24 protein-coding genes are annotated in these 26,965 nt (G+C 64.1%); 8 read left to right on the top strand and 16 right to left on the bottom strand.

Annotation, left to right across the window (positions count from 1 at the left end; genetic code table 11):
* Both CXQ88_RS22135 and CXQ88_RS13850 read left to right on the top strand, forming a co-directional pair.
* The coding region (locus tag CXQ88_RS22135) for a hypothetical protein (RefSeq protein WP_219816329.1) at nucleotides 1-276 on the top strand (276 nt) is incomplete at its 5' end.
* A 115-nt stretch (nucleotides 277-391) separates the two neighbouring features.
* The gene (locus CXQ88_RS13850; RefSeq protein WP_258061865.1) at nucleotides 392-1,135 is read left to right on the top strand and encodes a YqjF family protein; all 744 of its coding nucleotides are present in this window, start codon (nucleotides 392-394) and stop codon (nucleotides 1,133-1,135) included.
* A 19-nt stretch (nucleotides 1,136-1,154) separates the two neighbouring features.
* On the opposite strand, the gene CXQ88_RS13845 is transcribed toward CXQ88_RS13850, so the two are convergent.
* On the bottom strand, nucleotides 1,155-1,475 hold the full coding sequence (locus CXQ88_RS13845) for a hypothetical protein (protein ID WP_104044727.1): 321 nt from the start codon (nucleotides 1,473-1,475) through the stop codon (nucleotides 1,155-1,157).
* 101 nt (nucleotides 1,476-1,576) lie between these two features.
* On the opposite strand from CXQ88_RS13845, the gene CXQ88_RS13840 reads away from it, so the two are divergent.
* Complete coding sequence (locus CXQ88_RS13840; RefSeq protein WP_104044726.1) at nucleotides 1,577-2,374, top strand: ZIP family metal transporter; 798 nt, start codon at nucleotides 1,577-1,579, stop codon at nucleotides 2,372-2,374.
* Nucleotides 2,375-2,437: 63 nt separating this feature from the next.
* Here the strand turns inward: CXQ88_RS13840 and CXQ88_RS13835 are convergent, their stop codons facing one another.
* Entirely contained in the window at nucleotides 2,438-4,921 is a 2,484-nt protein-coding gene (locus CXQ88_RS13835) for a Tex family protein (protein ID WP_104044725.1), read from the bottom strand.
* A gap of 143 nt (nucleotides 4,922-5,064) precedes the next feature.
* Between CXQ88_RS13835 and CXQ88_RS13830 the strand changes: the two genes are divergently transcribed.
* Nucleotides 5,065-5,361: a hypothetical protein gene (locus CXQ88_RS13830; RefSeq protein ID WP_104044724.1), complete on the top strand. Its 297-nt coding sequence runs from the start codon at nucleotides 5,065-5,067 to the stop codon at nucleotides 5,359-5,361.
* 230 nt (nucleotides 5,362-5,591) lie between these two features.
* On the opposite strand, the gene CXQ88_RS13825 is transcribed toward CXQ88_RS13830, so the two are convergent.
* The 3 genes from CXQ88_RS13825 to CXQ88_RS22130 form a co-directional block, all read right to left on the bottom strand.
* Entirely contained in the window at nucleotides 5,592-6,662 is a 1,071-nt protein-coding gene (locus tag CXQ88_RS13825; protein ID WP_104044723.1) for an alkene reductase, read from the bottom strand.
* A 181-nt stretch (nucleotides 6,663-6,843) separates the two neighbouring features.
* Nucleotides 6,844-7,551, bottom strand: a complete 708-nt coding sequence (locus CXQ88_RS13820) for a PKD domain-containing protein (RefSeq protein ID WP_258061864.1) — start codon at nucleotides 7,549-7,551, stop codon at nucleotides 6,844-6,846.
* A 281-nt stretch (nucleotides 7,552-7,832) separates the two neighbouring features.
* Nucleotides 7,833-8,495: a DUF6318 family protein gene (locus CXQ88_RS22130; RefSeq protein WP_219816328.1), complete on the bottom strand. Its 663-nt coding sequence runs from the start codon at nucleotides 8,493-8,495 to the stop codon at nucleotides 7,833-7,835.
* A gap of 211 nt (nucleotides 8,496-8,706) precedes the next feature.
* Here CXQ88_RS22130 and CXQ88_RS13810 point away from each other — a divergent pair, with 211 nt between their 5' ends.
* The 3 genes from CXQ88_RS13810 (at nucleotide 8,707) to CXQ88_RS13795 (ending at nucleotide 10,732) form a co-directional block, all read left to right on the top strand.
* Complete coding sequence (locus CXQ88_RS13810) at nucleotides 8,707-9,135, top strand: pyridoxamine 5'-phosphate oxidase family protein (RefSeq protein ID WP_104044720.1); 429 nt, start codon at nucleotides 8,707-8,709, stop codon at nucleotides 9,133-9,135.
* Nucleotides 9,136-9,158: 23 nt separating this feature from the next.
* Nucleotides 9,159-9,623 carry a very short patch repair endonuclease gene (locus CXQ88_RS13805; RefSeq protein ID WP_104044719.1) on the top strand — a complete coding sequence of 155 codons (465 nt, stop codon included), beginning with the start codon at nucleotides 9,159-9,161 and terminating at the stop codon, nucleotides 9,621-9,623.
* A 695-nt stretch (nucleotides 9,624-10,318) separates the two neighbouring features.
* A complete protein-coding gene (locus tag CXQ88_RS13795) occupies nucleotides 10,319-10,732 on the top strand; it encodes an Hpt domain-containing protein (RefSeq protein ID WP_104044717.1) in 414 nt (137 codons plus the stop codon).
* Here the strand turns inward: CXQ88_RS13795 and CXQ88_RS13790 are convergent.
* A complete protein-coding gene (locus tag CXQ88_RS13790) occupies nucleotides 10,705-11,472 on the bottom strand; it encodes a response regulator transcription factor (RefSeq protein WP_104044716.1) in 768 nt (255 codons plus the stop codon). The genes CXQ88_RS13795 and CXQ88_RS13790 overlap by 28 nt on opposite strands.
* A 92-nt stretch (nucleotides 11,473-11,564) precedes the next feature.
* Between CXQ88_RS13790 and CXQ88_RS13785 the strand changes: the two genes are divergently transcribed.
* A complete protein-coding gene (locus CXQ88_RS13785; RefSeq protein WP_104044715.1) occupies nucleotides 11,565-13,220 on the top strand; it encodes a sensor histidine kinase in 1,656 nt (551 codons plus the stop codon).
* Between the two features lie 73 nt (nucleotides 13,221-13,293).
* On the opposite strand, the gene CXQ88_RS13780 is transcribed toward CXQ88_RS13785, so the two are convergent.
* The 10 genes from CXQ88_RS13780 to speB form a co-directional block, all read right to left on the bottom strand.
* Nucleotides 13,294-14,529 (bottom strand): McrC family protein, encoded by a 1,236-nt coding sequence (locus CXQ88_RS13780; RefSeq protein WP_258061863.1) that lies wholly within the window; start codon nucleotides 14,527-14,529, stop codon nucleotides 13,294-13,296.
* Nucleotides 14,516-16,747, bottom strand: a complete 2,232-nt coding sequence (locus tag CXQ88_RS13775) for an McrB family protein (protein WP_104044714.1) — start codon at nucleotides 16,745-16,747, stop codon at nucleotides 14,516-14,518. Before CXQ88_RS13775 ends, CXQ88_RS13780 begins: the two co-directional genes overlap by 14 nt.
* Before the next feature lie 67 nt (nucleotides 16,748-16,814).
* Nucleotides 16,815-17,048 (bottom strand): PLDc N-terminal domain-containing protein, encoded by a 234-nt coding sequence (locus CXQ88_RS13770; RefSeq protein ID WP_104044713.1) that lies wholly within the window; start codon nucleotides 17,046-17,048, stop codon nucleotides 16,815-16,817.
* A 128-nt stretch (nucleotides 17,049-17,176) separates the two neighbouring features.
* Nucleotides 17,177-17,593 carry an acyl-CoA thioesterase gene (locus tag CXQ88_RS13765; protein WP_104044741.1) on the bottom strand — a complete coding sequence of 139 codons (417 nt, stop codon included), beginning with the start codon at nucleotides 17,591-17,593 and terminating at the stop codon, nucleotides 17,177-17,179.
* A gap of 119 nt (nucleotides 17,594-17,712) precedes the next feature.
* A complete protein-coding gene (locus tag CXQ88_RS13760) occupies nucleotides 17,713-19,791 on the bottom strand; it encodes an ABC transporter ATP-binding protein (protein WP_104044712.1) in 2,079 nt (692 codons plus the stop codon).
* On the bottom strand, nucleotides 19,788-21,521 hold the full coding sequence (locus CXQ88_RS13755) for an ABC transporter ATP-binding protein (RefSeq protein ID WP_104044711.1): 1,734 nt from the start codon (nucleotides 21,519-21,521) through the stop codon (nucleotides 19,788-19,790). Before CXQ88_RS13755 ends, CXQ88_RS13760 begins: the two co-directional genes overlap by 4 nt.
* Nucleotides 21,522-21,673: 152 nt before the next feature.
* Nucleotides 21,674-23,236: an MFS transporter gene (locus CXQ88_RS13750; protein WP_373637770.1), complete on the bottom strand. Its 1,563-nt coding sequence runs from the start codon at nucleotides 23,234-23,236 to the stop codon at nucleotides 21,674-21,676.
* Nucleotides 23,237-23,325: 89 nt separating this feature from the next.
* On the bottom strand, nucleotides 23,326-23,802 hold the full coding sequence (locus tag CXQ88_RS13745) for a MarR family winged helix-turn-helix transcriptional regulator (protein WP_104044710.1): 477 nt from the start codon (nucleotides 23,800-23,802) through the stop codon (nucleotides 23,326-23,328).
* A gap of 240 nt (nucleotides 23,803-24,042) precedes the next feature.
* The gene (locus tag CXQ88_RS13740; RefSeq protein ID WP_104044709.1) at nucleotides 24,043-25,752 is read right to left on the bottom strand and encodes a thiamine pyrophosphate-binding protein; all 1,710 of its coding nucleotides are present in this window, start codon (nucleotides 25,750-25,752) and stop codon (nucleotides 24,043-24,045) included.
* A gap of 4 nt (nucleotides 25,753-25,756) precedes the next feature.
* A complete protein-coding gene (speB, locus tag CXQ88_RS13735; RefSeq protein WP_104044708.1) occupies nucleotides 25,757-26,821 on the bottom strand; it encodes an agmatinase in 1,065 nt (354 codons plus the stop codon).
* Between the last annotated feature and the right edge of the window lie 144 nt (nucleotides 26,822-26,965).

Below are 26,965 nucleotides of genomic sequence, written 5' to 3'. Positions count from 1 at the left end.
GGTACACACCCCCAAAACACCTCGACCCCCACCAAAAACCCCAACAAAACCACTACTTCAAACCACCCCCACCACCCCGCGAACAAACACCGCCCCGGGAATGAACACAGCCGGAATGACAACCCACGCAGGGATACGGCGGCAGGGCCCTTAAACAGCTCCGTCCCCGGAGGAACCAAGGTTCCCACCGGGACGGGACTGCCACCCGCCGTCGGACGTTCAGCAAGCCGTCCTTCCGTAGAAAAAGGCCTGCTGCTGCTCACCAACCTCCGTTAGGCTTCACAGCATGACTGCAACCGCCGGCGCCAAAGGCTGCTTTCCCGGAACCACCCTTCTTGGCGACGGCCCTCGTCCCCCGGGTGCTCGTGCACTGAAGTAGCAGGAGCGGGCGATGACACAACACGAAAACGGGGCGCCACGATGGCCGCTGCCGGAGGAGCTGCCTCTTCCTGTCATCATGGATCAGAGCTGGATAGACGCCGTTTTCCTCCACTGGCGCATTCCGGAACCCGTTGCGGCCCGGTTTATGCCTCGCGGCGTGCAGCCAGACACCTTCGACGGAAACTCCTGGGCGGGCCTTATCGGCTTCCGTATGAAGGAGGCCGGGATTGGACGCGGACCAGGCATCCCCCACCTGGGGAGTTTCACTGAGGTCAATGTCCGCCTTTACTCCAGGGAGCCTGACGGCACGCGTGGTGTGGTTTTTCTGAGTCTGGACGCAAACCGGCTACCGGTGGTCCTGGCCGCTCGGGCGGCTGGCTTACCCTACGTCTGGTCGCGCGCGGGATCCGAGCCACACTCAGCCCCTGCCCGGGTCACCAGCTACTCCGTACGCAGGTTCCGGCAGGGTGCCCGCAGCATCTTTCGTGTGGCGCCGGATCTTTCGACGTCCGCGGAGAATCCCCTGTCCATTCATTTGACGGCACGGTTCGGGCTTCATAGCACTTTCATGGGCCGTACGGTCTACATCCCGAATACGCACGAACCATGGCCCCTGTACGTGGCAGACGTGCTCGAAGTAGAGGATGGGTTGTTGGGAGCCGCGGGGATCGAAGTGGTCGGCCCGCCGGAGTCCGTACTGTACTCGCCCGGTGTCCGGACCCAATTCGGCCGTCCCCGTTTCCTGGGCCAATAGCTGGACCGCAAACTATGTCCTAAGCGTCCTGCCAGCCGCGGTCCTCATTGAAAGTGGCCACAAGGGTTCCGACTCCAGTGTTCAGGGAGTTGGACGGGTCGAAGTACAGCGATGCTTCAGTTGCACGGCTATGAGTAATCAGCTGCTCGGCTTCCAGTTTTGCCTCGGGAACAGTCGCCCCAATGATGCCGGTGCGCGCCGGGAGCTCGGGGGTGTGCACTACGTCGGCGCCGGTCTGGGTCAGCGGAATGGTAGTACCCGAGTTAATCTCGTCGTGCGGGAACTCGAACTCGGCATCGTTGGCTGCAGCAGGGATGGTGTACTCCAGGAAATAGGTCATAAACCCACCTTTGCAGAAACCCCTCATCATCGATAGGCGCCCGTCAGGTTGACATCACCTGACGTATTCCCACGTCAAGGGCGTACTCCTATACTTGCGGCATGATGATGTCGCTGTGGTTTGGCGTCATAGCATCCAGCGCCTTAGTCGTGGGTGCCTTTGTCGGTGTCCGCTTCGAACTGCCCAAGCGACTCTTGGCCATGCTGTTGGCTTTCGCCGCCGGCTCGCTTATCACTGCCCTCGCCTTCGAATTGTTCGAAGATGCCTACGAGCGCGGCGGGATCCTCCGCGCAGCCATCGGTCTCATGGGCGGCGCAGTGGTGTTCACGGTCCTCAGCGCGCTGTTGGACCGGTGGGCGCAGGCCGGAAAACAGGAGCACGCCACACCCGCGGACGAGTTCCAGGGCAGCGCCAAGCTCGATACTGATGCCGCGGCCACTGATAAGCCTGCCACTTCCGCCTCAACACGTGGAGCGGCCGGGCTGGCGCTTTTGGCCGCCGTGACGCTGGATGGTGTGCCGGAGAACGTTGCCCTCGGAATCTCACTGGGAGAAGGAACCGGCGGCTTGGCACTCCTGGCAGCTATTTTCGTCTCCAACTTCCCGGAAGCGCTGGTAGGTTCGGCGTCCATGCGAAGCCAAGGCCGGTCGACAGGCAGCATCCTCGGGCTGTGGCTGGCGTGTGCGGTCCTGCTCGTCATCGCCGTCGTAGTGGGAGCCGGACCCCTCTCCGGAGCGGACCCGGAGGCCATCTCCATACCTCTGGCGTTTGCTGCCGGGGCAGTGATCGCATCGCTCGCGGACACCCTGATGCCTGAGGCGTACGAACATGGCGGTCCTGCCGTCGCGCTGAGCACGGCCGCAGGATTTATCCTCGCGTTCGTGCTGTCGCTTGCTTAGGCCACAACTGCCCGGCAGCTGCCGCACCTGACAGCTCACGGTCCCGGGCTAATTGGTTGATTCCTACTTACCGAGCCCCGCCTTCCGCAGCGCCTCTGCCATCGCCGTATTCACCGGGGCTGGCTGGGAAGCAGAGCCGCGGCCAGGCACCGGCGCGTTGCGTGCCGGTTTACCACCGGAGCGTTCCCGGTCCTGGCGTGCACCGCGCTCAGAACCCTGCGTTCCACCACGTCCGGCGCTCGGGTTGCCTCCGCGCACGGCACTTTCGGTCCTACCCCGCTCCTGGTTTTGCGGCCTGCCACCGGTTCTCCCGGAGGATGCGGCACCGGTGGGAGGTTCGTCGTCGAGCCGCAGCGTCAGCGAAATCCGCTTCCGTTGGGGGTCTGCCTCGAGGACCTTCACCCGGACCACCTGCCCGGACTTCACCACTTCGCGGGGATCGGACACGAAGCGGTTCGCCAGTGCCGAGACGTGGACCAGTCCGTCCTGATGGACGCCCACGTCCACGAACGCTCCGAACGCCGCAACGTTGGTCACTGTCCCTTCCAGAACCATCCCCGGCTTGAGGTCGGAAATTTTCTCGATCCCCTCCGAGAAGGCAGCAGCTGCGAATGCCGGGCGTGGGTCACGCCCGGGTTTGTCCAGCTCCACCAGGATGTCCTGCACCGTGGGCAGCCCGAAGGTGTCGTCCACAAACTTGCGCGGGTCCAGCGAAGAGGCGGGCGCAGAACCCGCGGCAACCAGAATCCTCCGGGCCACGGCGTACGACTCCGGATGCACGCTGGATGCGTCCAGGGGTTCCGCTCCCCCGGTGATGCGAAGGAAGCCGGCGCATTGTTCGAACGCCTTGGCGCCGAGCCGCGGCACTTTCTTCAGTTCGGTCCGCTTGGCGAAGGGCCCGTGCTCGTTGCGGTACGCCACGATGTTTTCGCTCAGCAATGGCCCGACGCCGGCAACCCGGCTGAGCAGCGCGGGCGACGCGGTGTTGACGTCCACTCCCACGGCGTTGACGCAGTCCTCCACGACGGCGTCCAGGCTGCGGTCCAGCTTCGAGGCCGTCACGTCGTGCTGGTACTGGCCCACGCCGATGGACTTCGGATCAATCTTCACCAACTCTGCAAGGGGGTCCTGCAGCCTGCGCGCGATGGACACCGCTCCGCGCAGGGACACATCCATCCCAGGCAGTTCAGCCGCAGCGAGAGCGGAAGCGGAGTAGACGGATGCCCCGGCTTCCGAAACCACCAGCTTTTGCGGTTTACGCTCAACGTCCGGCCGCCTGATCAGCTCAGCTGCGAGCTTGTCTGTTTCACGCGATGCAGTGCCGTTGCCAATGGCCACCAGTTCGACGGCGTGCTGCCGCGCCAGCCGCACCAACGTCGCCAGCGCTTCGTCCCACTTCCGTGCCGGAGCATGCGGGTAGACCGTATCTGTGGCCACCACCTTGCCGGTGCCGTCCACCACCGCTACCTTGACGCCAGTCCGAAGCCCCGGGTCCAAACCGAGCGTGGCACGGTTCCCGGCAGGCGCGGCCAGCAGCACGTCCCGAAGGTTCGCAGCGAAAACGCGGACCGCTTCGTCCTCAGCGGCTGCAAACATCTTGCCGCGCAGGTCGGCTGTCAGCCGGGCCAGCACGCGGGACCGCCATGCCAACTGTGCCGTCTCCATCAGCCAGGCGTCGGCGGGCCGTCCGCGCTCGGCGACCCCGAGGCACCTGGCCACCGCCGATTCGTACCGCGAGCGCGCGGCGGCAAGGGCGGCGTCGTCCGTGGGGTCTGCTTCGGCGAGGTCGAGTTGAAGGACGCCGTCCTTCTCGCCCCGCAGCAAAGCCAGGACCCGGTGCGACGGCATGCCGGCCGGCGCTTGCGCGAACTCGAAGTAGTCAGCGAATTTTTGGCCCTCGGTCTCCTTCCCCTTCTTCACGCGCGACACCATACGCCCCTGCGTCCAGAGGCGCTCGCGCAGGGCTGCGGCGAGGTCCGGGTCCTGGGCTACGCGCTCAATGAGGATGGCCCCGGCACCGGCGAGCGCCGCAGCTGCGTCACCAACCGCGTGCTCAGGGTTGAGGTACTTGGCCGCTTCACGTTCCGGATGAAGCTCGGGCCGTTTCAACAGCGCCTCGGCCAGCGGTTCCAGGCCCGCCTCACGGGCGATGTGGGCTTTGGTCCGTCGCTTGGACTTGAACGGCAGGTAGATGTCCTCGAGCCGGGACTTGGTGTCCGCAGCAAGGACCGCCTTCTGCAATTCCGGGGTCAGCTGGCCTTGGGCCGCAACAGCATCGAGCACCGTACGACGGCGGTCCTCGAGTTCCCGGAGGTAGCGCAGGCGCTCGTCGAGTTCACGGAGCTGTGTGTCGTCCAGCGTCCCGGTGGCTTCCTTGCGGTACCGCGCGATGAACGGGACTGTGGAGCCGCCGTCGAGCAGTTCTACGGCTGCCTTCACCTGCCAGGCTTTGACACCCAGTTCGGTTGCAATCTGGCTGTAGATTCCGTCCTCCCTCTTCGCGGGTGTGGACGGTGCAGGGGAAGGGACATGCGGCAGTTGGGTCACCAGAACATCTTGCCCTAAGCGTCTGTCCGGCTCCACTGCCGCCGGCGGCGCTGCCCTTCCGGAAAGGTATTCCGCTGCCGCCCGCAAAGTGCTGTAGTTGGACTACCGTCACGAGGCACCCATCGCTCGAGGAAGAGGGCATCATGCGGGAACTGCTTATTGTGTTTCAGGAGGGGTTCGAGGAAGCAAACATCACGGTGACGGTGAACGGCAAGCAGGCGCGGCGGGACCTTGACGTTTCCACGAATCCGATCCTCGGCATCGCGTCCGAGGTGTCCATAGAGCTGCCGGCAAAGGGCGCACAGGTGGGAGTCGAAGTGACCAACCGGGGCCTGAAGGCGATCACAAAGGTCAGCGGAAAGCCCAAAAGCGTGCTCGTTTCCATCGAGGACGGCAAGCTGGTGATGAAGGAAGGAACGGGCCGGGAGGCGCTTCTCTAGCCCCTCCGGCAGGCGCTGGACCGGCCTCTAGTAAAACTCCATTTGCTGGAGTAGCATCTGATCACCGCCGGGACCCCAGAGGAGCCCGGTGGGCCAACTTCACCAGCCAAAGGCCGTCGGATGACCTTTGGCGCCCGCTGCCGGGACAGCACACCGAGCGGCGAACGACGGCGGCACCCAGGCCGGGTGCCGCCGTCGTCGTTTTCGCGTGCTTGCTGTTGAAGGGGCGTTTAGCCCGCGTATGCCGGGTAGTCTGTGTAGCCCTCGGCGCCATCGGCGTAGAAGGTGGCGGGGTTCGGTTCGTTCAGCGGCAGGCTCTCGTTCCAGCGCCGAGCCAGGTCCGGGTTGGCGATTGCGGGACGGCCGACCACTACGGCGTCGGCATGTCCGTCGGCCACTAGGGCAACGGCTTCCTCACGGGTGGTGACGACCCCGAAACCGGTGTTGACCAGGAAGGTGCCGCCGAAGCGGGCGCGGAGGTCCTGGACCAGTTCGCCGCTCGGTTCATGGTGCAGGATGCTGAGGTAGGCGAGGTTAAGCGGGGCGATGCTGTCCACCAGTACCTCATAGGTTGCGCGGACATCGGCCGCGTCAACCTCGGCAATGCCCTGGACGTTATGCTCAGGGGAGATACGGATGCCCACCCGGTTGGCTCCGACCGCTGCCACAACCGCGTTCACCGTCTCGATCACGAAACGTGCCCGGTTCTCCGGCGAGCCGCCGTAGCTGTCCGTGCGGACGTTGGAGTTCGGCGCCAGGAACTCGTGGAGGAGGTAACCGTTAGCGGAGTGCAGCTCCACGCCGTCGAAGCCGGCCTCGATCGCGTTCAGTGAGGCGGCCACGAATTCCTGGATCACCAAGGGCAGTTCGTCAGTGGTCAGTGCGTGCGGCACCGGGTACGGCTGCTTGCCGGACGGGGTGCGGACGTCACCTTCAATAGCGACCGCGCTGGGGGCGACGATGGTGTTGCCGCCCGTGATGTCGGGGTGCGAGACCCTGCCGCCGTGCATGACCTGGGCGAACATGTGGCCGCCTTCGGCATGAACGGCGTCCGTGACCTTCTTCCAGCCGGCCACCTGTTCCTCAGTGACGATGCCGGGCTGCCCGGGGTAGGAACGGCCAGCGGGGCTGGGGTAGGTTCCTTCGCTGACGATGAGGCCAAGGGAAGCACGCTGGCGGTAATGCTCCGCGATAAGGGGTCCTGGGATGCCATCCTCGCCCGCGCGGAGGCGGGTCAAGGGTGCCATCACCAGTCGGTTCGGGAGCTCAAGTTCGCCAAGGGCCAGAGGGGAAAACAGCATGCGCGTCCTTTCGAAGTTTTCAACGTTCTGTCTGACCCAACTGGGAGGCGCGTGCAACTATTCCGGATGCGGTGCGAATCACACCCCTAACGACGGCGGCTGGGACCAGGGTGGGTGGTGGCGAATGGCGCGGCCCGGGTGAGTGATGTCGTGCCGGGCGCCTAAGGGGCACGACGGCAGATCAGGGCGCTGCCCCGACTCCCGGGCACCCCTGTCCCTGCGGGTTCACGTTGCAGTCGTCGGCGTAGTTACGGGTGAGCGACCGCCAGACGCTGATGGTTTGAGGCGGCGCGCTGAACTGGCCTTGTCCGGGGATAGGCAACGGAGGGCCGGCGTTGACGGAGTAGGTTCCCTGGAAGGTGGTGGTCAACACAACTCGGAAGTCCCCCGTGGTTCCGTAGGCGTGGCTTGTCCTCGTCTTTTCACCCCACCTATCCTGTGGCAGCGGGCCTCCCATCGACGGCTGGGGACCGAAGACCGTGCCGTCGCCGTAGTTCCACGTGTACTGAACCGGCGTAGCCACGATGTGCACCTGCTGGCCGAACATGGTCACGTCGAACTGCTGTTCAACTGCTTCTGCGTAGAAGTTGGTTTCGGCACCCCTTAGCGTGTGAGGACTGGGCTGGGCCACCACCGTTCCGGCGTTCACTGGCAAGCTTTCGAACTGCCGCTGGATGTCCGCGGCGATACGGGGCAGCAGGTCCTCCGGTCGGGCGTCATAAAGGCAGGTCGGGCCCGAGTGGTGGGCCCAGACGGCACCCGGAACACCACGAGGCCTTGAAAGCCAAATAACGGGAATACCCTCTTCACCGTCCGGGCCGTCGTTGCATTCGATTTGCCGGGCAAGGCAGGGAGTGTCGAAGTCGCCCCCGCCAAGGTGACACTGCAATTCGTACTTGTACTCGTTGGGGTCGGCATTTGCAGACCCGGGTGCTAGGGGAGAAAAATCACCACTGTCCGAGTCTCGGGCCCAGCCAATGATGTCCGTTCCAGTGGATGACCATACGCCTTTTGGTGGAGGCGATGCTTTTGGCAGCTCCGACTTAACATCACTTGCACGGACGTTTGTTTGCGCGCTAGCAGGCCCAAGGCCGGACAATCCGGTTGCGGAAAGTGCGAGCGTGGCGACTAAGACGCCCAGCACGCAGCGAACCAAGATGCCTCCCACTTTCAGCCAGCGATCGGCTCGATGGTATTTACATACCAAGCGCCGTCTCGGAAAACCGCGAACATCAAGCTTCCCGAGTCCGCCGGTTTAGGGTCAGTGCTATCGAGGGAACCATCTGCGTTGTAGTAGCTCAGAGCTTCCTGGGAAACCTGCACTGCTACCTGATATTGGCCATCGGATGCTTTGCGGAATGTAGTGCTCACGGCGGGCGTACTCACCTTTCCACCCGCCAGCCAGCGACCGTCCTCATGCCAACCGTCCTGCACTTTTTTCGTTCGTTCACACATGATGCAGTTCGCGCTAGTTACTGCTGACGCCAGTTCAGTGTCACCCGTTTCATATCCGTAGCTCAGAAGCTCAAACCAGTACCGAGCAAAAGCCTCAAGTCCCTCCTTCGTCTCCTTCTTCGCCACTTCGGGCAGCACTGGTACGGGGACGTTTTGGGCGGGGCCGGACGCGTCGGCCGGTTTATAGGCCCCGCTGGGTGTCGGCGTGGGGGTGGCCGTAGGGCTTGAGGAAGTTTGCTCTGAAGCAGTCGGGGGTGCGGTGCCGGGATCTGCAGGTGCTCCGCCCGAGCAACCGGCCAGCATAAACGTGGCAGCAACACCGAAAGCTACAGCGCCGGAACGCATGAAGCGGGGCGTGGAAACGTTGTGCGATGTCATGGGCCGCTAATCCCCCAGTAGTTTCAAGACGGCATGCTCCGGACAGTGACTTAAGGGTAGCCCACGTCACATTTCGGCAATCAAACTTATCCACAGGCACCCGCCCTAGGTTCTACCACCGCACCTACCTCCAAGAAAGTCATATAGGAAGCCGACGAGTCGTGCCGTCGAACCCCTAGCGCATTTCTACGAGACGTAGAAGAATGGCGTCATGATGTTTGAACACGCAGATGGAAATCCAGTCCTGGAACTCAACGATGAGCAGTCCTGGCGCCTGTTGGAAGGGACCAAGCACGGGCGGTTGGTGGTCTCAGTTGCCGGAGAGCCCGACATCTTTCCCGTCAACTACGTGAGCTCCAACGGCAAGCTGTATCTAAGGACCGCTCCTGGCAACAAGCTCGCTCAGCTGACCATCAATGCCACTGTGCTCTTCGAGGCCGACGGCATCCTCTCGGACGAGGCATGGTCCGTGGTCCTTCGTGGGAAAGCCCGGGTCCTGAGCAATTCGGCCGAACTGGCCGCCGTGGAGGAGTTGGGGCTGAAGTCGTGGGTGCCCACGCTCAAGGACTTCTACGTCGAGATCGAGCCAGTGTCGGTGAGCGGGCGGCATTTCCAGCTCGGGGAGCAGCCGGAGCGCTAGGCCCACGAACATAGACTGAATGCATGGCGGACAAGCTGAGCCCTGAGCAGCGCAGCTGGAACATGTCCCGGATCCGGGGCAAGAACACCAAGCCCGAACTACTGGTGCGCAAGCTACTCCATGCCAAGGGATACCGGTACCGCCTGCATGGGCGGACTGGCGGCACTCGCCTTCCTGGCAATCCGGACCTCGTCTTCGCCGGCCGCCGCAAGGTCATCTTCGTCAACGGCTGCTTCTGGCATTTCCACGACTGCCGCGTGGGCCTCCATGCGCCCAAAGCGAACGCCGAGTTCTGGGCAGCCAAGCGTTCACGCACCAAGGAGCGCGACGCCGGCCAGCGCCGCCTGCTGGAGGACGCGGGCTGGGAGGTGCTTACGGTCTGGGAGTGCGAACTCAAGGATGGCTCTGCGCTTGAAGCCCAGCTGGTGCACTTCCTCGAAACAGCCCCGCACGCTTCCGGAGCAGGCCTCAACGAAGTGCAATCTTGAGGCAATCTTTAGCCTTTGCCCCAGAAGCTCTTGATGCGGGTCCGGAAGGATGACTCCGTTGTCCCGCTTGGAGGACTACAGCACCAGGAGTCCGGAGCAACAACATCCCCTCTCGCCAGCTAACTGCGACGCGCCAACAGTGCCACATTCAAGGCAGAGGCCGCCGAAACACTGCTGTTGCTGCGCCAGTGGGCCTCCCTCTTCAGGTGGAACCACACGAAGCCCATAACGTCCGGCTGGGCGGCAAGGTAAGGCACCAATCTGGTGTCCCCAGTCGGTCTTGGAAGCGCCGGCCTCACTCGACGCCGTCTCGGCAAGCCGCTCCAAGCGGTGGGCCACTTGTAGCCGTCGAGAGCTACCACATCCGCGTAATCCGCATCTGGACAGGGCCTGCCATGTCGGTGGAAGCCCAGTAGGGAAGGTTTGGAGAGCCCATGATAACCGTTCCCGTTGTTCACGCGCTGGATCGCGTGCCGGACACCGTAACCGCAGAGCCCGCTGGCCCTGCCGCTGGTTATTGGCTGAAATGCACCGGCTCAAGTATCTGGCGTAAAACCCGCGGACTCATCAAGAAACCCACAATTCTCTCCGGAACCACTTTTGAGTACGCGGAGCAGCCTTAATCTGAAGAGGAGCTAATGTCCCACCTAATCCGCCGGTTTCCGGAGTGGAGGACCACACCCGAAAGGACAATGATGGCCCCGTCCGATGATGCCGGTCGCCCACTGATAGACCAGAAAGTCCTGGACCGGCTGCGCGAGGATCTCGAGGAGGACGAGGGGTACTGCCTTGTCTTCGTGGGGAACTTCATCGACTACCTCCCGCATCGCATCGGGCGCCTGAAGCTGGCCCTGACCACCGGTGACCTGGACGGATCCGTGGACGCCGTCCTGAGCCTGAAGGCATCCAGCCAAATGGTCGGAGCCGAGCGGCTCGCCGGCTTAGCCAGGGCCCTGGAGGGCGAAATCCGGTCCGGAGGGCTTGACGCCGACGCCGCCGTCGTCGTCCTTCCCAAGCTCGCTGCCTCGTTCCTTAAACCCATCAGTCGGTGCAGCCGGCTGACGGTGAACAGGCTGCAGGCTCAGTGTTCGCCTGGAGCCAGCCTGTAGCCCACGCCACGAACCGTTTGAAGCCAGCGCGGCTTCTGCGGCGAATCACCCAGCTTCTTGCGCAGGTTCCCCATATGTACCTCGACGGACCGTTCGTCGGCTTCGCTGATGTAACCCCCGACGTCGTAGTCCTCGTCCCGCAGCCGACGCACGAGATCCGATTTGGTCCGGACAGTCCTGCCTGCTTCCAGCAGGGCGTGCAGCAGTTCGAACTCCGTGCGGGTCAGGCTCATCTCGGCGCCGTCCACGGTCACCGTGCGGGATGAATAACTCAGCGCCAGCCCGTTATGGCTGTAATTCCCCCGTTCGGGATGCGCCTGGCCGTCGGCTGAGGCCTCGACGCCTGAAACCTCTGCCGGGTCCGGGACGGAACGGGGACGGCGCATCATTGCAGCGATGCGGGCGCGCAGCTCCCGGGGCCGGAACGGCTTGGTGAGATAATCGTCCGCGCCGGATTCCAGCCCGATAAGGGTATCCAGCTCCTCGGTGCGGGCCGTCAGCATCACGATGTAGGCGTCCGAGAATTCACGGATCTGCCGGGACACCTCAAAACCGTCGATGTCCGGCAGCCCGAGGTCCAGGGTGATGACGTCCGGGTTAAGGGTCTTCGCCGTCAGGACGCCCTCGGCGCCGCTGCTGGCTACGGTCACGTCAAAGCCAGCCTGGGTCAGCACCGTGCGAACCAGTTCCCGAATGTCGTGGTCATCCTCGATGACCAGTCCGACACGTGCATCACTCATAGCGCCCCCTCAGCAGCCAACGTCAGAAGTATAGCTGGCTGCGGATATCCTGCTGATATGGCCTCGCACACCTTGTCCCGTAAGTTTCCGCCATGACTGACCCCGTAGCGTGGTCGTCCGGCCGGATAAGGTTCTTTAAGCGGCCCTTCCACGAGTACCGGTTGACGGAGCGGGTGGCGCTGAGCCAAATGCCACTGTTTGTGACGACGATCCTAACGGCTTTACTGGTATGGGCGTTTTTCCGGGAAACCATGAACAACCCGCTCTTTATTGCCTTCCTGGTGTCACAGCTGGCCATTATGGCTCTGTGCTTCCTGGTTCCCTGGGAGCGGCTGCCCTATACAAGCTTCTTAATCATCCCGCTGCTGGATTTCATATCCATCGCCCTGGGCCGGGAGGGTGGGCAGGAAAGCCTGGCAGGCATCGGTCTGCTGGCCGTGTTCCCGGTGATCTGGTTGTGCGCCTCAGGGTATTACCCCCGCGCAGCCCTTTGGCTGTCCTTCCTGGCACCACTTGCCATCATTTGGGTCCCTCTGGTGCTACACGGCAACGTCACTGGACAGGACTTCGCGCGGTCCCTGCTCCTGCCCGTGATGATGCTGGGCATCGGGGTTTCAGTCAGCGTTTTGACCCTGAGCATGACCCGCCAGCAGCGCGAGCTGGAGGATAAAGATGCCCAGCTGCAGGCCAACCTGCAAACCAGCCAGCGCCAGGAAGCGCTGCTGAACACGGTCCTGGACACTGTCCACTTGGGCGTCCTGGCCGTGGACGCCGACGGGCATGACGTGCTGATGAACCGGAAGCAGCGGAACAACCACGAACTGGCGCGGCCCAAGGATATAGCCGACCCGAATGAGTCCCAGCTGCTCGTTTTCGGACCGGACCGGAAGACGCTGGTCCCCGTCCAGGAACGCCCGGTCCGCCGTGCCGTTCTCGGGGAAACCTTCACGGATTACCTTGTCTGGCTCGGCTCAGGCAATGAGCAACGGGCCTTCGTGACCACCGCCCGGGCCATGAAGGATGCCGACGGGAAGTTCTCCGGCTCCGTGATCGCGTTCAGCGACGTCACGGACCTCGTTAACGCATTGACAGCCAAGGACGACTTCGTCTCCAGCGTCTCGCATGAATTCCGGACACCCCTGACATCAATCCTCGGGTATGTGGAAATCCTGCTCGGCGATGAGCCGGAGGAATCGCAGCGAGTCATGTTGGAGATCATCCGAAGGAACTCGGAGCGCCTGCTGACGTTGGTTTCTGATTTGCTTGCCACTCGAAACGGGCAGCTGATCGTTTCCCCGCACGCCGTTGACGTGGCTGAACTTGTTCGCAGCAGCGTTTTCTCGGCCCTGCCGAAGGCGACTGCGTCCGGTGTGGTGCTCGACGCCGATACACCGGAGCGGCTGGAGGCCCACGTGGACGGGGCGAGAATATCCCAGGTCCTCGACAACCTGGTGTCCAACGCAATCAAGTACTCCCCCGACGGCGGCAACGTGGTGGTCTCGCTGGCGCAGGAAGACGGCCACCTGGCCTGCCGGGTAAGCGATACCGGAATGGGCATGGACCCTGAGGACGCCTCAGAGGTCTTCGCAAAGTTCTTCCGCACCAGCAGCGTCCGCAGGACAGCCATCCCCGGCGTCGGTCTGGGCCTGCCAATCAGCAAAGCTATCGTTGAGGCCCACGGCGGAACCATTGAAGTGGAAAGCGCCCTAGGCAAGGGAACCACGTTTACGTTCCGGGTTCCGGTCTAGTCCCCACCCGCACCCTAACCTCGCAAGCTCGGTCAGGGAACCCTGCGGGCGTGGACCCAGCGATGCCACGGGCTCAACCTGAGCGCGCCTGCCGAATCACTTCGCCCCAGGACTGCCTGGCAAGTTCCGCGATTGAGGCGAGGATATCCGACGGCGGCCTGGACAGGTCCAGCGGGAACTCCACAATGTCGATGTCCGTGTTGAGAATGCGGCGCAGTTTAACCTCACCGGAGCCCGCATAAACCAACCATGCAGTGGGCACCGCCAAAGCGGTGCAGTGGGCGAGCATCTGGTAGTGGTCCGCCGTAAGCGAGGCACCGAGGTCGGAGGCGGCCTTGTACTTGGTGTTGTAAACCACCACGGGCCGCCCGCCCAGCAGGTGCACGGCGTCCGGCCGCACCAACAGGCGGTCCGCGTCCCGCACCGCCTCGCTCAGGAGCGCGTTGTACCGGAGCCGAAGCTCCCCCGGGTACGCTGCCAAGGCCTCACGCAGTGCCGTGCCGACGAAGTCCTGAAACACCTGCGCCATGTCCACCACAAACGAAGCGGTCCGCTGTTTGCCCTGGCCGGCTTCGGCCGAGGCGTTTCGGAGGATCAGCTCCGCCAGACGGAGGACAGAGTGGTAGCGGAGGTTCATCCGGGTCGCCGTCCACCTTGGCAGCGGGGCGCCCGCTGGAAGGCGGGTGACGGCGTCGAGCTTTCCCTTGAGCTGGCGCAGCCGGCTCAGCACCTCGGGGCGGACCCGCGGCACCTGTCCCATCCGCTCCAGCGCGGCACGGAGGATGCGGTTTTCGGCGATGTCTTCGCTGAACTCGTCGTAAGACACCTCAAGGGGCACCAGCATGCCGGGCCGCCGGGAGATCTGGTCCGAGATCCGGATTCGTCCCTTGACCGTGCGCAGCGACTCGTCCACAGTGCGGTAGCCCTGCAGCACCCCGCGTCCCAGGGCCCGTTCAGCGAGTTGTGCCAGCGACTCAGCCAGTGCACTCCAGAGCTCGCGGTCTTCGAGGGCCGCTACGGAATCCGGACGGAACCCCTGTTCCCCCGCGTAGCTGAGCAGGAACAGGAGCCGACTGAGCCCCAGCCGGCCCTTGGGCCGGACATCCAGCTGCACGGTGGGGGTCCGCACTGAGCCCACCTTGCCAACCGGCTCGATGCGGTACAGCCCGAGGCCCATCGGCGATGCCTTGGCCAGGCCGCTGGAGTTCAGGAAGGAGGCGCTGGCCGGGTCCAGCCGTTCCACCATCCCGCGGGACAGTTCGTCCAGCACCAGGTGCCGGACAGTTGCGCCGGGGTCAGCGGCCTGCAAGGCGTTCCAGCAGCCGGTCCAGTCCGAAGCGTTCCTCGAGTTGCTCCCGGGTCAACTGGCCGTGGTAGTGCTCCTCGAGGAGGGGCATCAGTTCGTACTTCCAGATTCGCCGCAGCCCGGCAGGAGTTTGGGCCGCCGGCTTCATGAAGTACGACGGGCCGATCATCAGGTCCCGGTCCCACTCATCGATTGCGCTGTTCAGGGCATCCAGCAGCAGCGCCGGGGTGGTGTCCAGCTGGCGTGCCTCGAGGAACCGGAGCAGCGAGCCCTTCACCGGCTCGGTCTGCGGGTGCAGCTCAATGAACGCAAAACGGCGGCGGATGGCGGCGTCCATCATCGCGATGGACCGGTCCGCGGTATTCATGGTGCCGATGATGTAAAGGTTGTCCGGCAGCGTGAACGGCTCATTGGGGCTGTACTGCAGGTAGATGCGGTCATCGCGGTACTCCAGCAGGAAGTACAGCTCGCCGAACACCTTGGCCAAGTTGGCGCGGTTCATCTCGTCGATGATCAGGAAGTACGGTTTCTTCTCGTTGCCCGGCTTGGCGGCTTCTTCGGCGAGGCGGCGGAGCGGACCGGCAACGAGTTTGAAGGACACCTGGCCCTCGTCCGTCTTGTCCGGCCGGTAGCCCTCGAAGAAATCCTCGTAGGCATACGAGGGGTGGAACTGGACCAGTTTGACCCGCTCGTCGGTGGTATCGTCCGCAAGCTCCGCGGCGAGGTGCTTCGCGAGGTAAGTCTTACCGGTGCCCGGCGGACCGTACAGCACCAGCTGCCGGTTCTCCTCCAGCAGCTCGGCAATCTCCTGGAGCGGCTCCAGCTCCATGTGGAGCGAGTCCGCGAACTCGCGGGTCAGGGGACGGAAGCCCTCCTGGACGGAAGGGACGACGGCGGCCGCTTCAGCGTCGCCGTCGGGCTCTGTTTCCGCTTCGGCCGGCAGCAGGCCCTGCAGTGCCTGCACCACCCTGGTCAGGTCAACAACGATTCCGGGCGTGGCCAACTGCCGCTGCACATGGCGGGGAAGGCTGGTGGTGGTGTGGCCTTCGTCGAACCAGCGGACTTTCCGGCGCAGCCGCCGGTTGTCCTCGTTGTGTTCGGGCTCCCCCAGCACCACGCCCAGCCGCACGGTGCCCGAGTGCTGGTAGAGCACCAGGTCTCCGGGCTTCATGACGGTCAAGAATGCAAAGACCGCGGTCTTGGTGTCCTCGCGCTCCACATAGCCGAGGTGCTTGTAGTCCTCGTCCACGGCGTGCTGGACCACCCCTGCCGTGACGCCGGGGCCCAGCAGGCGGAGATGTTCGACGTCGAGCGTCACCTTCTCCTCGCCCTGCCAGGCGGTGAGCAGCTCGGTATTGTCGTTGTGAGTGCGCAGCAACCATGCCCGCCTACCGGGATCGCCCACCTTGCGCCACTGGCTGACCAGCTGGCGGGCGTGCCAGTCGATCCGCTGGCCCGCCTGCTCGTCAAGGTGCAGGCGGATGCGGTGGATGTCCGCGGTGATGTCCTCTTCGGCGTCGCCCTTCGCGCCGCCCACCAGCGAGGCGAAGGCGTCACGGATCTCCTGGCGTTCCACGTCCGCGACTACGGGTTCGAAGTAGGTGGGCCAGGTGAGGAACTCGATGCTGCGGCGGATTGCCGGCTGGTCCCCCGGCGTGGCGGCGGCGAGGCGGTGGAACTTCAACGGGTCCTGCAACGCCTCGGCAATGTCCGCCGTCGGCTGCTGGTCCACGTGCTGCACAAACCGGCACAGCCATTTCAGGTGGTCCCAGATGGTCCAGTTGAACTCGGCGGTCCGGTCACGGATGACGCCGTGGTCCGTCAGCCCCTCGTAGAGCTCCTCGGGCAGGTCCAGCGGAGGCTTGAGCCAGGAGGCGGCCTCGGCCACGCGGGCGCGTTTGACCTTCAGGGACTTCACCTCATGGGCCAGCGGCAGCGACTGCAGGAACAGCAGCTCGACGGCGAGCTGCTTCGCTTCCCGGGATGCGCCGTCGAGGTTCTGCCGGAGGTTTGTCATCATGGGCGCCTTCGGATCCGGCGTGCCCCGTTCCAGCCTTTCCAGGAGTTCCGCCGCGGCCTCGGACGTCCACGTCATGGTTCGTCCATCCAGCGCTGACGGCTTGCCGAGGAGCCCAGGGCCCAGCACAAACCACGCCGCGTCCTCAATCTCCTTCGAAACGCCGAGGGCGCGGGTCATGGCAGCAGTGGAAGCGGGGGTCATGGATTTAAACTTAGAGGGTGAAGCTGGACGGGTGCTCAGAGCCGCCCGCCCCGCCGCCACTGAGCAGCTACTTAACCGCTCCCGGCTTCTTCCGGCCGAAGGTGAAGTAGCCTACGGGACCGATGAAGTTGAGGAAGGATGCCGCACGCCAGGCCGCTTTGGGACCGTTGATCATGGCCGCCGGGCGCTTGGAGATGTCACGCTGCGCTGCCACCAGCAGGGACAGGTTCACGATGCCCGCTGCAATGGTGCCTGCCTTTGCGGCGGGCGACATTTCCTTCCAGGTCTTTTTCTTGGCCATGCTTGTTCCTCCTTGGGTTGGGGTTCTCAGTTTCCGATGCAGGCCGCTCCAGCACAACGGCCTGCACTGGCTAAGTGGACGCCGCCAGCGCAACGGGCGGCGTCACGGTGGGTGCCTGCAAATTCAGCTCACGCCGTGAACGGCGCCAGAAGGTCCTTTTGCTCAGGCGTGAGGCGCTGAACCCGGCCGGAAGCTTCGTCCACAAACGCCAGGTGGCTGCTCGCCTTCACGCAGTCCTCCCCCGTGACCGGGTCCTGCACCAGGTAATGGATATCGAAGCTCGCGCCCTTAACGGCGCCGATCCACACCTGCACCACAGCAGGGATGTTCCGGTACTCCAGGGTTCTGACGTAACGGATCTTGTGGTCCACCACCAGCGCCATGGTGCCCTCCGGGACGTCGTTGAAGAGGGAGACATGCGGCTCGATGCCTGGCAGCCCCGCTCCCCGCGGCGGCCCGAAAGCGCCAATCCGCGCTTCCTCCAGCATCCTCACGATCTGCACGTTGTTAATGTGCCCGTAGGCGTCCATGTCGCCCCACCGCATGGGAACCAGGACCTCGATCCGCCGCCCGCCGTTGCTGTCTGGCTTCTCCGGGGCGTCGTGCTGCACGGGTGGCGCCTGCTGCGCCGTCACGTTTTCCTGCGCCGGAGCCTCCTGCGCGCTCAGCTGTGCACCGCCGTCGAATCATCCACCGGCAGTTCCCCGGAATCCGCGCCGGCAAACTGGGACATGTACAGCCGGTAGTAGGCGCCCTCCGCAGCAAGGAGGACCTTGTGGTTGCCCTGCTCCACAATCCTGCCGTTCTCCATCACCAGGATGGTGTCGGCGTCGCGGATGGTGGAGAGCCGGTGGGCGATAACGAAGCTGGTGCGGTCCGTGCGGAGCGCCGCCATGGCCTTCTGCACCAGCAGTTCGGTGCGGGTGTCAACGGAACTGGTGGCCTCATCAAGGATCAGCAGGGACGGGTTGGCCACGAAGGCGCGGGCGATGGTGATGAGCTGCTTTTCGCCTGCGCTGACGTTGTTGCCTTCCTCGTCAATCACGGTGTCGTATCCGTCGGGCAGGGCACGGACGAAGCGGTCCACGAAGGTGGCCTTTGCCGCGGCCATGACCTGTTCCTCCGTGGCATCCAGGTTGCCGTAGCGGATGTTGTCGTAAATGGAACCGCCGAACAGCCAGGCGTCCTGAAGCACCATGCCCACCTTGGAGCGCAGTTCGGACCTGCTGAGGTGGGTGATGTCCACGCCATCCAGGGTGATGGATCCGGAGTTGAGCTCGTAGAAGCGCATCACCAGGTTGACCAGGGTGGTCTTTCCGGCGCCGGTGGGCCCAACGATGGCCACGGTATGTCCCGGTTGCGCGGTAAAGGACAGGTCTTCGATCAGCTTCTTGTCTTCCGTGTAGCTGAACGTGACGTTCTTGAACTCAACGTGCCCGTCCGTTTTGGACGGCAGGTGCTCGGTGGCCGTCTCAATGTCCTGTTCGTCGGCATCCAGGAACTCAAAAACCCGCTCGGATGACGCCACGCCCGACTGGAGCATGTTGGCCATGCCGGCCATCTGGCCCAGCGGCTGGGTGAACTCGCGGGAGTACTGGATGAAGGCCGTGGCATCGCCCAGGGACATGGAACCCGAGGCCACCCGGAGTCCGCCCACAACGGCAATGCCCACGTAGCTGAGGTAGGACACGAACTGCATCACCGGGAAGATGATGCCGGACACGAACTGGGCCCCGAAGCTGGCCTTGTACAGGGCCTCGTTGCGTTCCTCGAACCGTTCCAGCATGTCTGCGTCCCGCCCGAAGACCCGCACCAGGTCATGGCCGGAGAACGACTCCTCAATCTGGCCGTTCAAAGCACCGGTGTTTTTCCACTGGGCGGCAAAGAGCTTCTGGCTGCGCGAGCCGATGATCCCGGCAGCGACGCCGGAAAGCGGAAGCGCCACCAAGGCAATGAGGGCCAGCTGCCAGGAGACGATAAACATCATGATCACAATGCCGATGACGGTCAGCAGTGAGTTGATCAGCTGGGCAAACGCCTGCTGGAGCGCCTGCTGGATGTTGTCGACGTCGTTTGTTACCCGGGAGAGGACGTCGCCGCGCTGGCGGGTGTCGAAGTAGTTCAGCGGAAGCCTGTTGAGCTTCTTTTCAGTGTCATCGCGGAGCCGCCGGATTACCTTCATCACGATGCGGTTCAGGACGTAGCCCTGCAGCCACAGGAAGATGTTGGCCACAAAGTACATCAGCAACACCACGGCAATAAGGAAGGACAGCTTCTGGAAGTCGATGCCGCTTCCGGGCACCAGCTCCATCTTGGAGATCATGTCCGCGAAGTTGTCCTGCCCCTGCTGGCGCAGTCCCTCCACGAACTGTTCCTTGCTTGCGCCTGCCGGGAGCTGCTTGCCAACCACGCCGCCAAAGATCACATCCATCGCCTGGCCGAGAATCTTGGGGGCCACAACGTTCAGGACCACCGCGACCACCACCATGGCCACCACGGCGTAGATGCCCGCGGCCTCCGGCTTCAGCAGACCCATCAACCGCTGGGCGGACGGCCAGAAATGCTCAGCTTTCTTGGCCGGCATACCGCCGAACATGTCGCCGTCGGCTTCGGAAGGCTTGTATTCCTCCTCGAAAAATTCCTCATCCTCAACCACTGCGTCCGCCACCGGCCCCGCCTCAGGCCGGTTCCGGGACGCTGCTGTCTCGTTCATGTCGGTGGAGTCTTTCCTGCGGGGGCTCATGCCATCTCCTCCACGCTCAGCTGGGATTCAACAATTTCCTGGTAGGTGGGTGAGGTTTCCAGGAGTTCCTCGTGTGTTCCGCGGTCCACGATGCGGCCGTTGTCCAGCACTAGAATCTGGTCCGCTTCGGTGATGGTGGAGATGCGCTGGGCCACGATGATCACCGTGGCGTCCGCGGTGGTGCGCTTGAGCGCCGCCCGGAGGCGGGCGTCGGTGGCGACGTCAAGGGCGGAGAAGGAGTCATCAAAGAGGTAGACCCGGGGCTTGGTGACCAACGCGCGGGCGATGCAGAGACGCTGCCGCTGGCCGCCGGAGACGTTGGTACCGCCCTGGGAAATCCGGGAGTCCAGCCCGTTTTTCTTGTCCCGGACAAAGTCGGCGCCCTGTGCCACATCGAGCGCGTCCCAGAGTTCCTGGTCAGTGGCTTCGGTCTTTCCAAAGCGGAGGTTGTGTTCGATGCTGCCGGAGAAGAGGTAGGGCCGCTGCGGCACCAGAGCCACGCGCTTGGTGATCTCGGCGCGGTCCAGTTTGCTGACGGGCACGCCGTCCAGGAGCACGTCCCCCTCGGCGATGTCGTAGAGGCGCGGCAACAGGGACAACAGCGAGGTTTTCCCTGCGCCTGTGGAACCGATGATCGCGATGGTCTCGCCCGGCTTGGCGGTAAAGCTGATATTGCTCAGCACCGGCGACTCCGCGCCCGGGTATGCGAACGTGACGTTCCGGTACTCCACCACGCCGGCCAGTGCAGCCGGTGTCTCCGGCCGTTCGGGGTCATGGATGGAGGGTTCGACGTCGAGCACCTCACCGATGCGGTCCGCGCACACCGAGGCGCGCGGGATCATCATGGCCATAAAGGTGCCCATCATAACGGCGACGAGGATCTGCAGGAGGTACTGGAGGAACGCTGTCAGTGCGCCCACCTGCATCTCGCCTGAATCCACGCGCTGGCCGCCGAACCACAGCACGGCAGCGGTGGACAGGTGCAGGATCATGCCGATGGCCGGGAACATCAGGACAAACAGGGCACCGATCTTCAGGGATACATCCGTCAGGTCCTTGTTCGCTTCGCCGAAACGCTCGGTTTCATAGGGTTCGCGGACAAACGCCCGCACCACCCGGATGCCGATGATCTGTTCGCGCAGGACCCCGTTGATGCGGTCGATCTTCTTTTGCATGGCACGGAAAAGCGGCATCAGGCGGACCACCAGGTAACCCACCACCACGATCAGGACGGGCACCGAGACCCAGACCAGCCAGGACAAATTGATGTCCTCGCGCAGGGCCATGATGATGCCACCGATACACATGATGGGAGTTGCCACCATAAAGTTCAGGCCCATCAGCACAAGCATCTGGACCTGCTGGACGTCATTGGTGCCGCGCGTGATCAGCGTGGGGGCGCCAAAAGTGTTGACGTCCTTGGCTGAGAAGCTGGTGACTTTGCGGAACACCCCGCGGCGAAGGTCACGCCCGACGGCCATGGCCGTCTTGGAGCCGTAGTACACGCCGGCGATTGCCGTTCCCACCTGGATGAAGGCAACCATAAGCATCACTCCGCCCGTGCGCCAGATGAAATCGGTATCCCCGCGGGATACCCCTTCATCAATGATCTGGGCGTTCAGGCTGGGGAGGTACAGCGCAGCGATCGTGGACGCCAGCTGGAAGACGATGACGGCCACAATGTATGGCATGTACGGCCTGGAATACCGCCGTATGAGGGTGAGGAGCATGCCCACGGGTCCTTAAGAAGAGTTCGCGAAGTGGTGAGGGCTTAAGTAGTACCAGCCGGGGCTGACATCATTAGCCCTCCCACTCTACGAAACTCCTCCCGGGGGTGAAACAGCTCCGCAAAAGATCATCCGGGAGGAGTAGCGCGGGCGGCTTACCGGGCAGCAGAGGCAGGGGCCGCCGTCGTGCTTTCCCTTTCCTCGGCCGCAGACTGCCCGGGCTGGATGTCCACGGTGCGCCGCAGCGGCTTTTCCTTGATGAACAGCACCGATACGAGCGCGACGACGGTCACGGCGGCGGAGATCAGGAAGACTTCCGCGGTGGCATCTCCGTATGCGGCCCGCATGATGTCGCGGACGGGCTCCGGCATGTGCGCCAAATCCATGCTGGAGCCGGCCGCGCCGCCCTGAACAGGAATTCCGGCCGCAGCCAATCCCTTCGTGGCAAGCCCGCTGACCCGGTTGGCCAGGATGGCGCCGAGCACGGAGACGCCGATGGCGCCGCCCACGGACCGGAAGAACGCCACGGAGGCGCTGGCCGTTCCGATGTCCGCAGCCCGGACCGTGTTCTGCACTGCCAGGACGAGGTTCTGCATGAGCATTCCCAAGCCCAGACCCAGCACCGCGGTGAAGACGCCTGCGTGCCAGAGTTCTGTGGTGTGGTCCATGGTGCCAGCAAGTCCGAGTCCGCCGATCAGCAGGATGGATCCGGCAATCAGGTAGCCCTTCCACCTGCCCGTCCGGCTGATCAGCAGGCCGGATGCCACGGAGCCAACCAGGTTTCCGGCGATCATGGGCAGGGTGAGGAGCCCGGCCTCGGTGGGGGTCGCGCCGCGGGCCACCTGGAAGTACTGGCCCAGGAAGGTGGACGAGCCGAACATCGCGATGCCCACCGCCACGGAGGCGATGATGGCCAGTGCCGTGGTGCGCTCGGAGATGATCTTGAGCGGGATGATGGGCTGCTCCACCTTGGATTCCACCAGGACCAGCAGCGCCAGCAGGACGATGCCGCCGCCCACCATGAGGGCCGACTGCCATGAGATCCAGTCGTAGTAGGCCGGGTTACCGGCGAAGGAAACCCAGATCAGGAGCAGGCTCACGCCGGACGTGAGCAGGATGGAACCGAGCCAGTCGATCTTGGCGGGCCGGCGTACGTGGCTGATCTTGAGGGTGACCTGCAGCAGGATCAGTGCGACGACGGCGAGCGGCACGCAGACGAAGAAGGTCCAACGCCAGCCCAGCGGGCTGTCCACGATGAAGCCGCCCAGCAGCGGGCCGCCGGCGGTGCCGACTGCCATCACTGCGCCCATGTAGCCGGAGTACTTTCCGCGGTCCCGCGGCGGGATCATGGTGCCGATGATGGCCTGGGCCAGGGCCGTGAGACCGCCCATGGCGACGCCCTGGATCACCCGTGCCACGAGGAGCAGCGGGATGGTTTCAGACAGGCCGGCCATTACGGACCCGGCCACGAAGATCACAATGCTGAGCTGGACCAGGACCTTCTTGTTAAAGAGGTCGGCGAGCTTGCCCCAGATAGGGGTGGTGGCGGCGTTGGCGAGCAGCGCGGCCGTGATGACCCAAGCGAAGTCGGTCTGCGTTCCGTGCAGGTCGGACATGATGGTGGGCAGCGCATTGGCCACAATGGTGCTGCTGAGGATCGCCGTGAAGAAGGCGGCCAGGAGCCCGGTGAGGGCTTCCATGATCTGGCGGTGGGACATCTCCGGCGGTGCCCCCGCGGGTGCAGTGGACCTTTTGGCCGGGGCGGCGGTCTGGCTTGCCTCAATCTGGGTTGCCATGGGTTCAGCTCCTAGGAGGTGTGGGTTGTGATGGTGCCGGCCGCCTTTGCCCGGGCTGATTGCATAAGTGACTCGGTGAGCTTGTGCAGGGTCTTCGCGGTGCTGCCCGCGTCGTCCTCGCTCCAGTCGCGCAGGTAGTCCTGCAGAACGGCTGTCCGCTGCTCCTCGATGTGGCGGAGTTTCTCCGCACCCAGGGGCGTCAGTGCAACCAACTGGGCCCGGCCGTCGCCGGGATCCTGCCTGCGGACCACAAGGCCGTGCTCTTCAAGGTCCGCGATGTGGCGGCTGAGGACCGGGGCGCTCACTCCCAGCCGCTCGGCGAGGTGGGTGGCCCGGGACTCCCCTTCACCCACAAAGCGCAGGACACCCTGGAGCGCTACTCCGGTGTCCTGCCCGCGAACGCTCGCGGTGGCAATGCACCGCACAGCGCGCTGAAGGTCAAAGATCTGGTACACCAGATCCGCTGCCGTGTCCGGCGCTACAGCCATGGCTTCAGCACTCCCTAGTTGTTTGCCTGAAGCAACTATATCCGAAGTTGGTTGCTTTGGGAAACTAAGCGCTGAGACGGGCGGGCTCACCGCGACTTGAATGTAAGCATGCTTTCCATTACCTTGGTTTCAGCTTCTCCGCCTGTCCCCCATCAGGCGGAGCGGTTGCCAGAAAGGCCCCGCAGCACGTCGTGCTGCGGGGCCTTTTACTGCCTATGCCTGGTTCAGGACCGGCGCAGGTTATTCGGGCAGGTGGGTGGGGGCGAACATCTTCAGGAGCGTCTCAACCACGACGACGTTGGGCCCGTCGGCCTCGAACCCAGCCTTCAGCGCCTCCCCCACATCTTCCGGAGCCACTCTTGTGGCCGGCACGCCGAAGGCTTCGGCGAGTTTGACGAAGTCCGGCCGGGCGAGTTCGGTGGCGGTTGCCTTGCCGAACGCACCCACCATGTATTCGCGCAGGATCCCGTAGCCGCCGTCGTCCACAATCAGCCAGGTGACCGGCACGTTGTGCTGCTTCGCGGTGGCCAGTTCCGAGATGGAGTACATGGACGAGCCGTCACCGGCGACCGCGAGGACCCGGCCCGGCTTGCCCACAGTTTCCAGTCCCACTGCCGCGCCAATGGCTGCCGGGAAGCCGTAACCGAGCCCGCCGGCGCCCTGGGCGGAGTGGAACTGGCCCTCGCGGGCGTCCCAGCAGCTCCAGCCCCAGTACGCCGAAATGGTCATGTCCCAGAAGGTCTGCATGTCCGCCGGTACTGCCTCGCGAATGTCCGCCATAAACGTCAGTTCCTTGCCAAGGTCCTGGGATTCCAGCCGTGCCCGGACCTTCGCCAGCGATTCCTTCACCAGGTCCTCGGGTGAGGTGCCGTGCCAGTTCGGCCTGGTTTCGACAGGCTCAACCACCAGCGCCTCGTCCAGGGCAGCCAGAGCCTGGCCGGCATCAGCGCGGATACCCAGGCCCGGGCGGTTCGACTCGAGAACCCGGGGTTCGGCGTCGATCTGGATGATCCTGCCGCGCGGCTCGAAGGTGAAGTAGTTGGACGTGACCTCACCCAGGGACGACCCGATAACCACCAGGACGTCCGCGTCCTCCAGCACATCGGTCATGTAGCGGTCCTCGATCCAGGACTGCAGCGACAGCTCATGGTTCCAGGGGAACGCGCCATTGCCGCCCGGCGTGCAGATCACCGGCGCGCGAAGTTTCTCCGCGATGGAGAGCAGGGACTTCTCAGCCCGGCCCCGCCGCGTCCCGCCGCCAGCGATGATGGCAGGGCGTTTCGCGGCCTGCAGCCACTTCACCGCTTCCCGGACCAGCTCCACCCGGGGCGGGTTGTCGGCCGCTTCCGCGAGCGCGTCCTCCACCGGCGGGACCATGATCGGATCAAGCAGGACGTTCTGCGGAATTTCGATCCAGACAGGTCCCTGGGGCGAGGAGATCGCTTCCGTCCACGCATCCTGGATCGCGGATGGAATGCCTGACGCGTGCTGGATCAGCCGCTGGCTCTTGGTGACGTTGGCGGCCGAGGCTTTCTGATCGTCGAGCTGGTGCAGCATGCCCTTGCGCCGGGCGCCCAAGCCCTCGAGCGGGATCTGGCTGGCCACCACCACCATGGGAACGCCGGTGGCGTACGCTTCCTGCAGCCCGGCCAGGGACGTCAGAGCGCCGGGGCCGGTGGACAGGAAAAGAACTCCCACCTCCCCCGTTGCGCGGGAGTACCCGTCTGCGGCAAAAGCGGAGTTGTTCTCCACCCTCGACGATACGAACTGCAGGTTGCCTCTGCCCATGGCGTCAAAGAGTCCCAGTGCGTGCTGGCCGGGGATGCCGAACACGGTTTTAGCGCCCAGGGCTTCAAGGGTTTCGACGACGAGGTCCCCGCCGTTGCGGGCACCCGTGGCTGCACTGTCCCCTGCGGCCGCAGCTGCTGTTACCGGATCGAAATCGATCATCTGGCTATTCCTTGCCGGCTGCGGCGAAGCCTGCGGGCTGGCGGACTTCCTGGCCGAGGGCCTGCGCCGCATAACCTGTTGCGGCACCGAAGCGGTCACCGGCCACGCCGTTGTCCGCCATCAGGGTCACCAGTTCGTAGGCGACGTGGCTTGCGGCGACGCCGGTGATCTCGGCATGGTCGTAGGCGGGGGCCACCTCGACGACGTCGGCGCCCACCAGGTTCATCCCGCGGAAGCCGCGGATGATTTCCAGCAGTTCGCGGCTGGTGATGCCGCCAGCTTCCGGGGTGCCTGTACCGGGGGCGTGCGCGGGATCGAGGACGTCGATGTCCACCGAGATATACAGGGGACGGTTGCCAATCCGGTCGCGGACCTTGGCCACGGTCTCCAGGACGCCCTGGTAGTAGACGTCGGCGGAGGTGACGATGCCGAACCCGAAGCGGTGGTCGTCGTCGAGATCCTTTTTGCCGTACAGAGGCCCGCGGGTGCCGATGTGGCTGATGGCTTCTGTGTCCAGGATGCCCTCCTCGACCGCACGGCGGAACGGCGTGCCGTGGGTGTATTCCGCACCGAAGTAGGTGTCCCAGGTGTCCAGGTGCGCGTCGAAGTGCAGCATGGCGATCGGCTCCCCGGCACGCTCGGCGGCGGCGCGAAGCAGGGGCAGCGCGATCGTGTGGTCCCCTCCGAGGGTTACGAGCTTGCTGCCACCGGCGGTGAGGTCCAGGGCGTTCTGCTGGATGGTCTCGATGGCTTCGTTGATGTTGAACGGGTTGACGGCCATATCCCCGGCGTCCGCCACCTGGACATTTTCGAACGGGCTGACGTCCCACGCCGGGTTATAGGGGCGCAGCAGCCGGCTTGCTTCGCGGACGTGGTTGGCGCCGAAGCGGGCCCCGGGGCGGTAGGAGACGCCGGAGTCGAAGGGAACGCCCACCACGGTGACATCCGCCTTCTCCACCTGGTCCAGGCGGGGCAGCCGGGCATACGTTGCCGCCCCGGCGTAACGGGGAATACGGGATGAATCGATGGGGCCAAGGTTGCCGTTGGCTTCGATGCGTAGCTCTTCCAATGGAGGCCTCTCCTTCGAGGAGTTGAGGGACTGATGTGACTGCCATCATACAGCTTGTTTTCGTATGTGCACCAGCTGTTTACCTACTCAGCCTAAAAGTAGGTAGCAGTAAGTGTCCTTATGAGGTCCCATAACGACATGTCG

It is taken from the genome of Arthrobacter sp. ZGTC412 (assembly GCF_002929215.1).
In the GTDB taxonomy this organism is placed as follows: Bacteria; Actinomycetota; Actinomycetes; order Actinomycetales; family Micrococcaceae; genus Arthrobacter.
Note: the sequence above shows the minus strand (reverse complement) of the source record. Positions and strands in the feature narration are given on the sequence as shown.

Bases quoted from the DNA above. Each gene is read 5' to 3' on its own strand.
- CXQ88_RS13795 (WP_104044717.1), top strand. From the start codon at position 10,319: ATGGCCCCGTCCGATGATGCCGGTCGCCCACTGATAGACCAGAAAGTC.
- CXQ88_RS13740 (WP_104044709.1), bottom strand. From the start codon at position 25,752: ATGATCGATTTCGATCCGGTAACAGCAGCTGCGGCCGCAGGGGACAGT.
- CXQ88_RS13760 (WP_104044712.1), bottom strand. From the start codon at position 19,791: ATGAGCCCCCGCAGGAAAGACTCCACCGACATGAACGAGACAGCAGCG.
- CXQ88_RS13745 (WP_104044710.1), bottom strand. From the start codon at position 23,802: ATGGCTGTAGCGCCGGACACGGCAGCGGATCTGGTGTACCAGATCTTT.
- CXQ88_RS13790 (WP_104044716.1), bottom strand. From the start codon at position 11,472: ATGAGTGATGCACGTGTCGGACTGGTCATCGAGGATGACCACGACATT.
- CXQ88_RS13850 (WP_258061865.1), top strand. From the start codon at position 392: ATGACACAACACGAAAACGGGGCGCCACGATGGCCGCTGCCGGAGGAG.
- CXQ88_RS13825 (WP_104044723.1), bottom strand. From the start codon at position 6,662: ATGCTGTTTTCCCCTCTGGCCCTTGGCGAACTTGAGCTCCCGAACCGA.
- CXQ88_RS13840 (WP_104044726.1), top strand. From the start codon at position 1,577: ATGATGATGTCGCTGTGGTTTGGCGTCATAGCATCCAGCGCCTTAGTC.
- CXQ88_RS13845 (WP_104044727.1), bottom strand. From the start codon at position 1,475: ATGACCTATTTCCTGGAGTACACCATCCCTGCTGCAGCCAACGATGCC.
- CXQ88_RS13770 (WP_104044713.1), bottom strand. From the start codon at position 17,048: ATGGCCAAGAAAAAGACCTGGAAGGAAATGTCGCCCGCCGCAAAGGCA.
- CXQ88_RS13805 (WP_104044719.1), top strand. From the start codon at position 9,159: ATGGCGGACAAGCTGAGCCCTGAGCAGCGCAGCTGGAACATGTCCCGG.
- CXQ88_RS13785 (WP_104044715.1), top strand. From the start codon at position 11,565: ATGACTGACCCCGTAGCGTGGTCGTCCGGCCGGATAAGGTTCTTTAAG.
- CXQ88_RS13775 (WP_104044714.1), bottom strand. From the start codon at position 16,747: ATGACCCCCGCTTCCACTGCTGCCATGACCCGCGCCCTCGGCGTTTCG.
- CXQ88_RS13810 (WP_104044720.1), top strand. From the start codon at position 8,707: ATGATGTTTGAACACGCAGATGGAAATCCAGTCCTGGAACTCAACGAT.
- CXQ88_RS13765 (WP_104044741.1), bottom strand. From the start codon at position 17,593: ATGCGGTGGGGCGACATGGACGCCTACGGGCACATTAACAACGTGCAG.
- CXQ88_RS22130 (WP_219816328.1), bottom strand. From the start codon at position 8,495: ATGACATCGCACAACGTTTCCACGCCCCGCTTCATGCGTTCCGGCGCT.
- CXQ88_RS13755 (WP_104044711.1), bottom strand. From the start codon at position 21,521: ATGCTCCTCACCCTCATACGGCGGTATTCCAGGCCGTACATGCCATAC.
- CXQ88_RS13750 (WP_373637770.1), bottom strand. From the start codon at position 23,236: ATGTCCCACCGCCAGATCATGGAAGCCCTCACCGGGCTCCTGGCCGCC.
- CXQ88_RS13830 (WP_104044724.1), top strand. From the start codon at position 5,065: ATGCGGGAACTGCTTATTGTGTTTCAGGAGGGGTTCGAGGAAGCAAAC.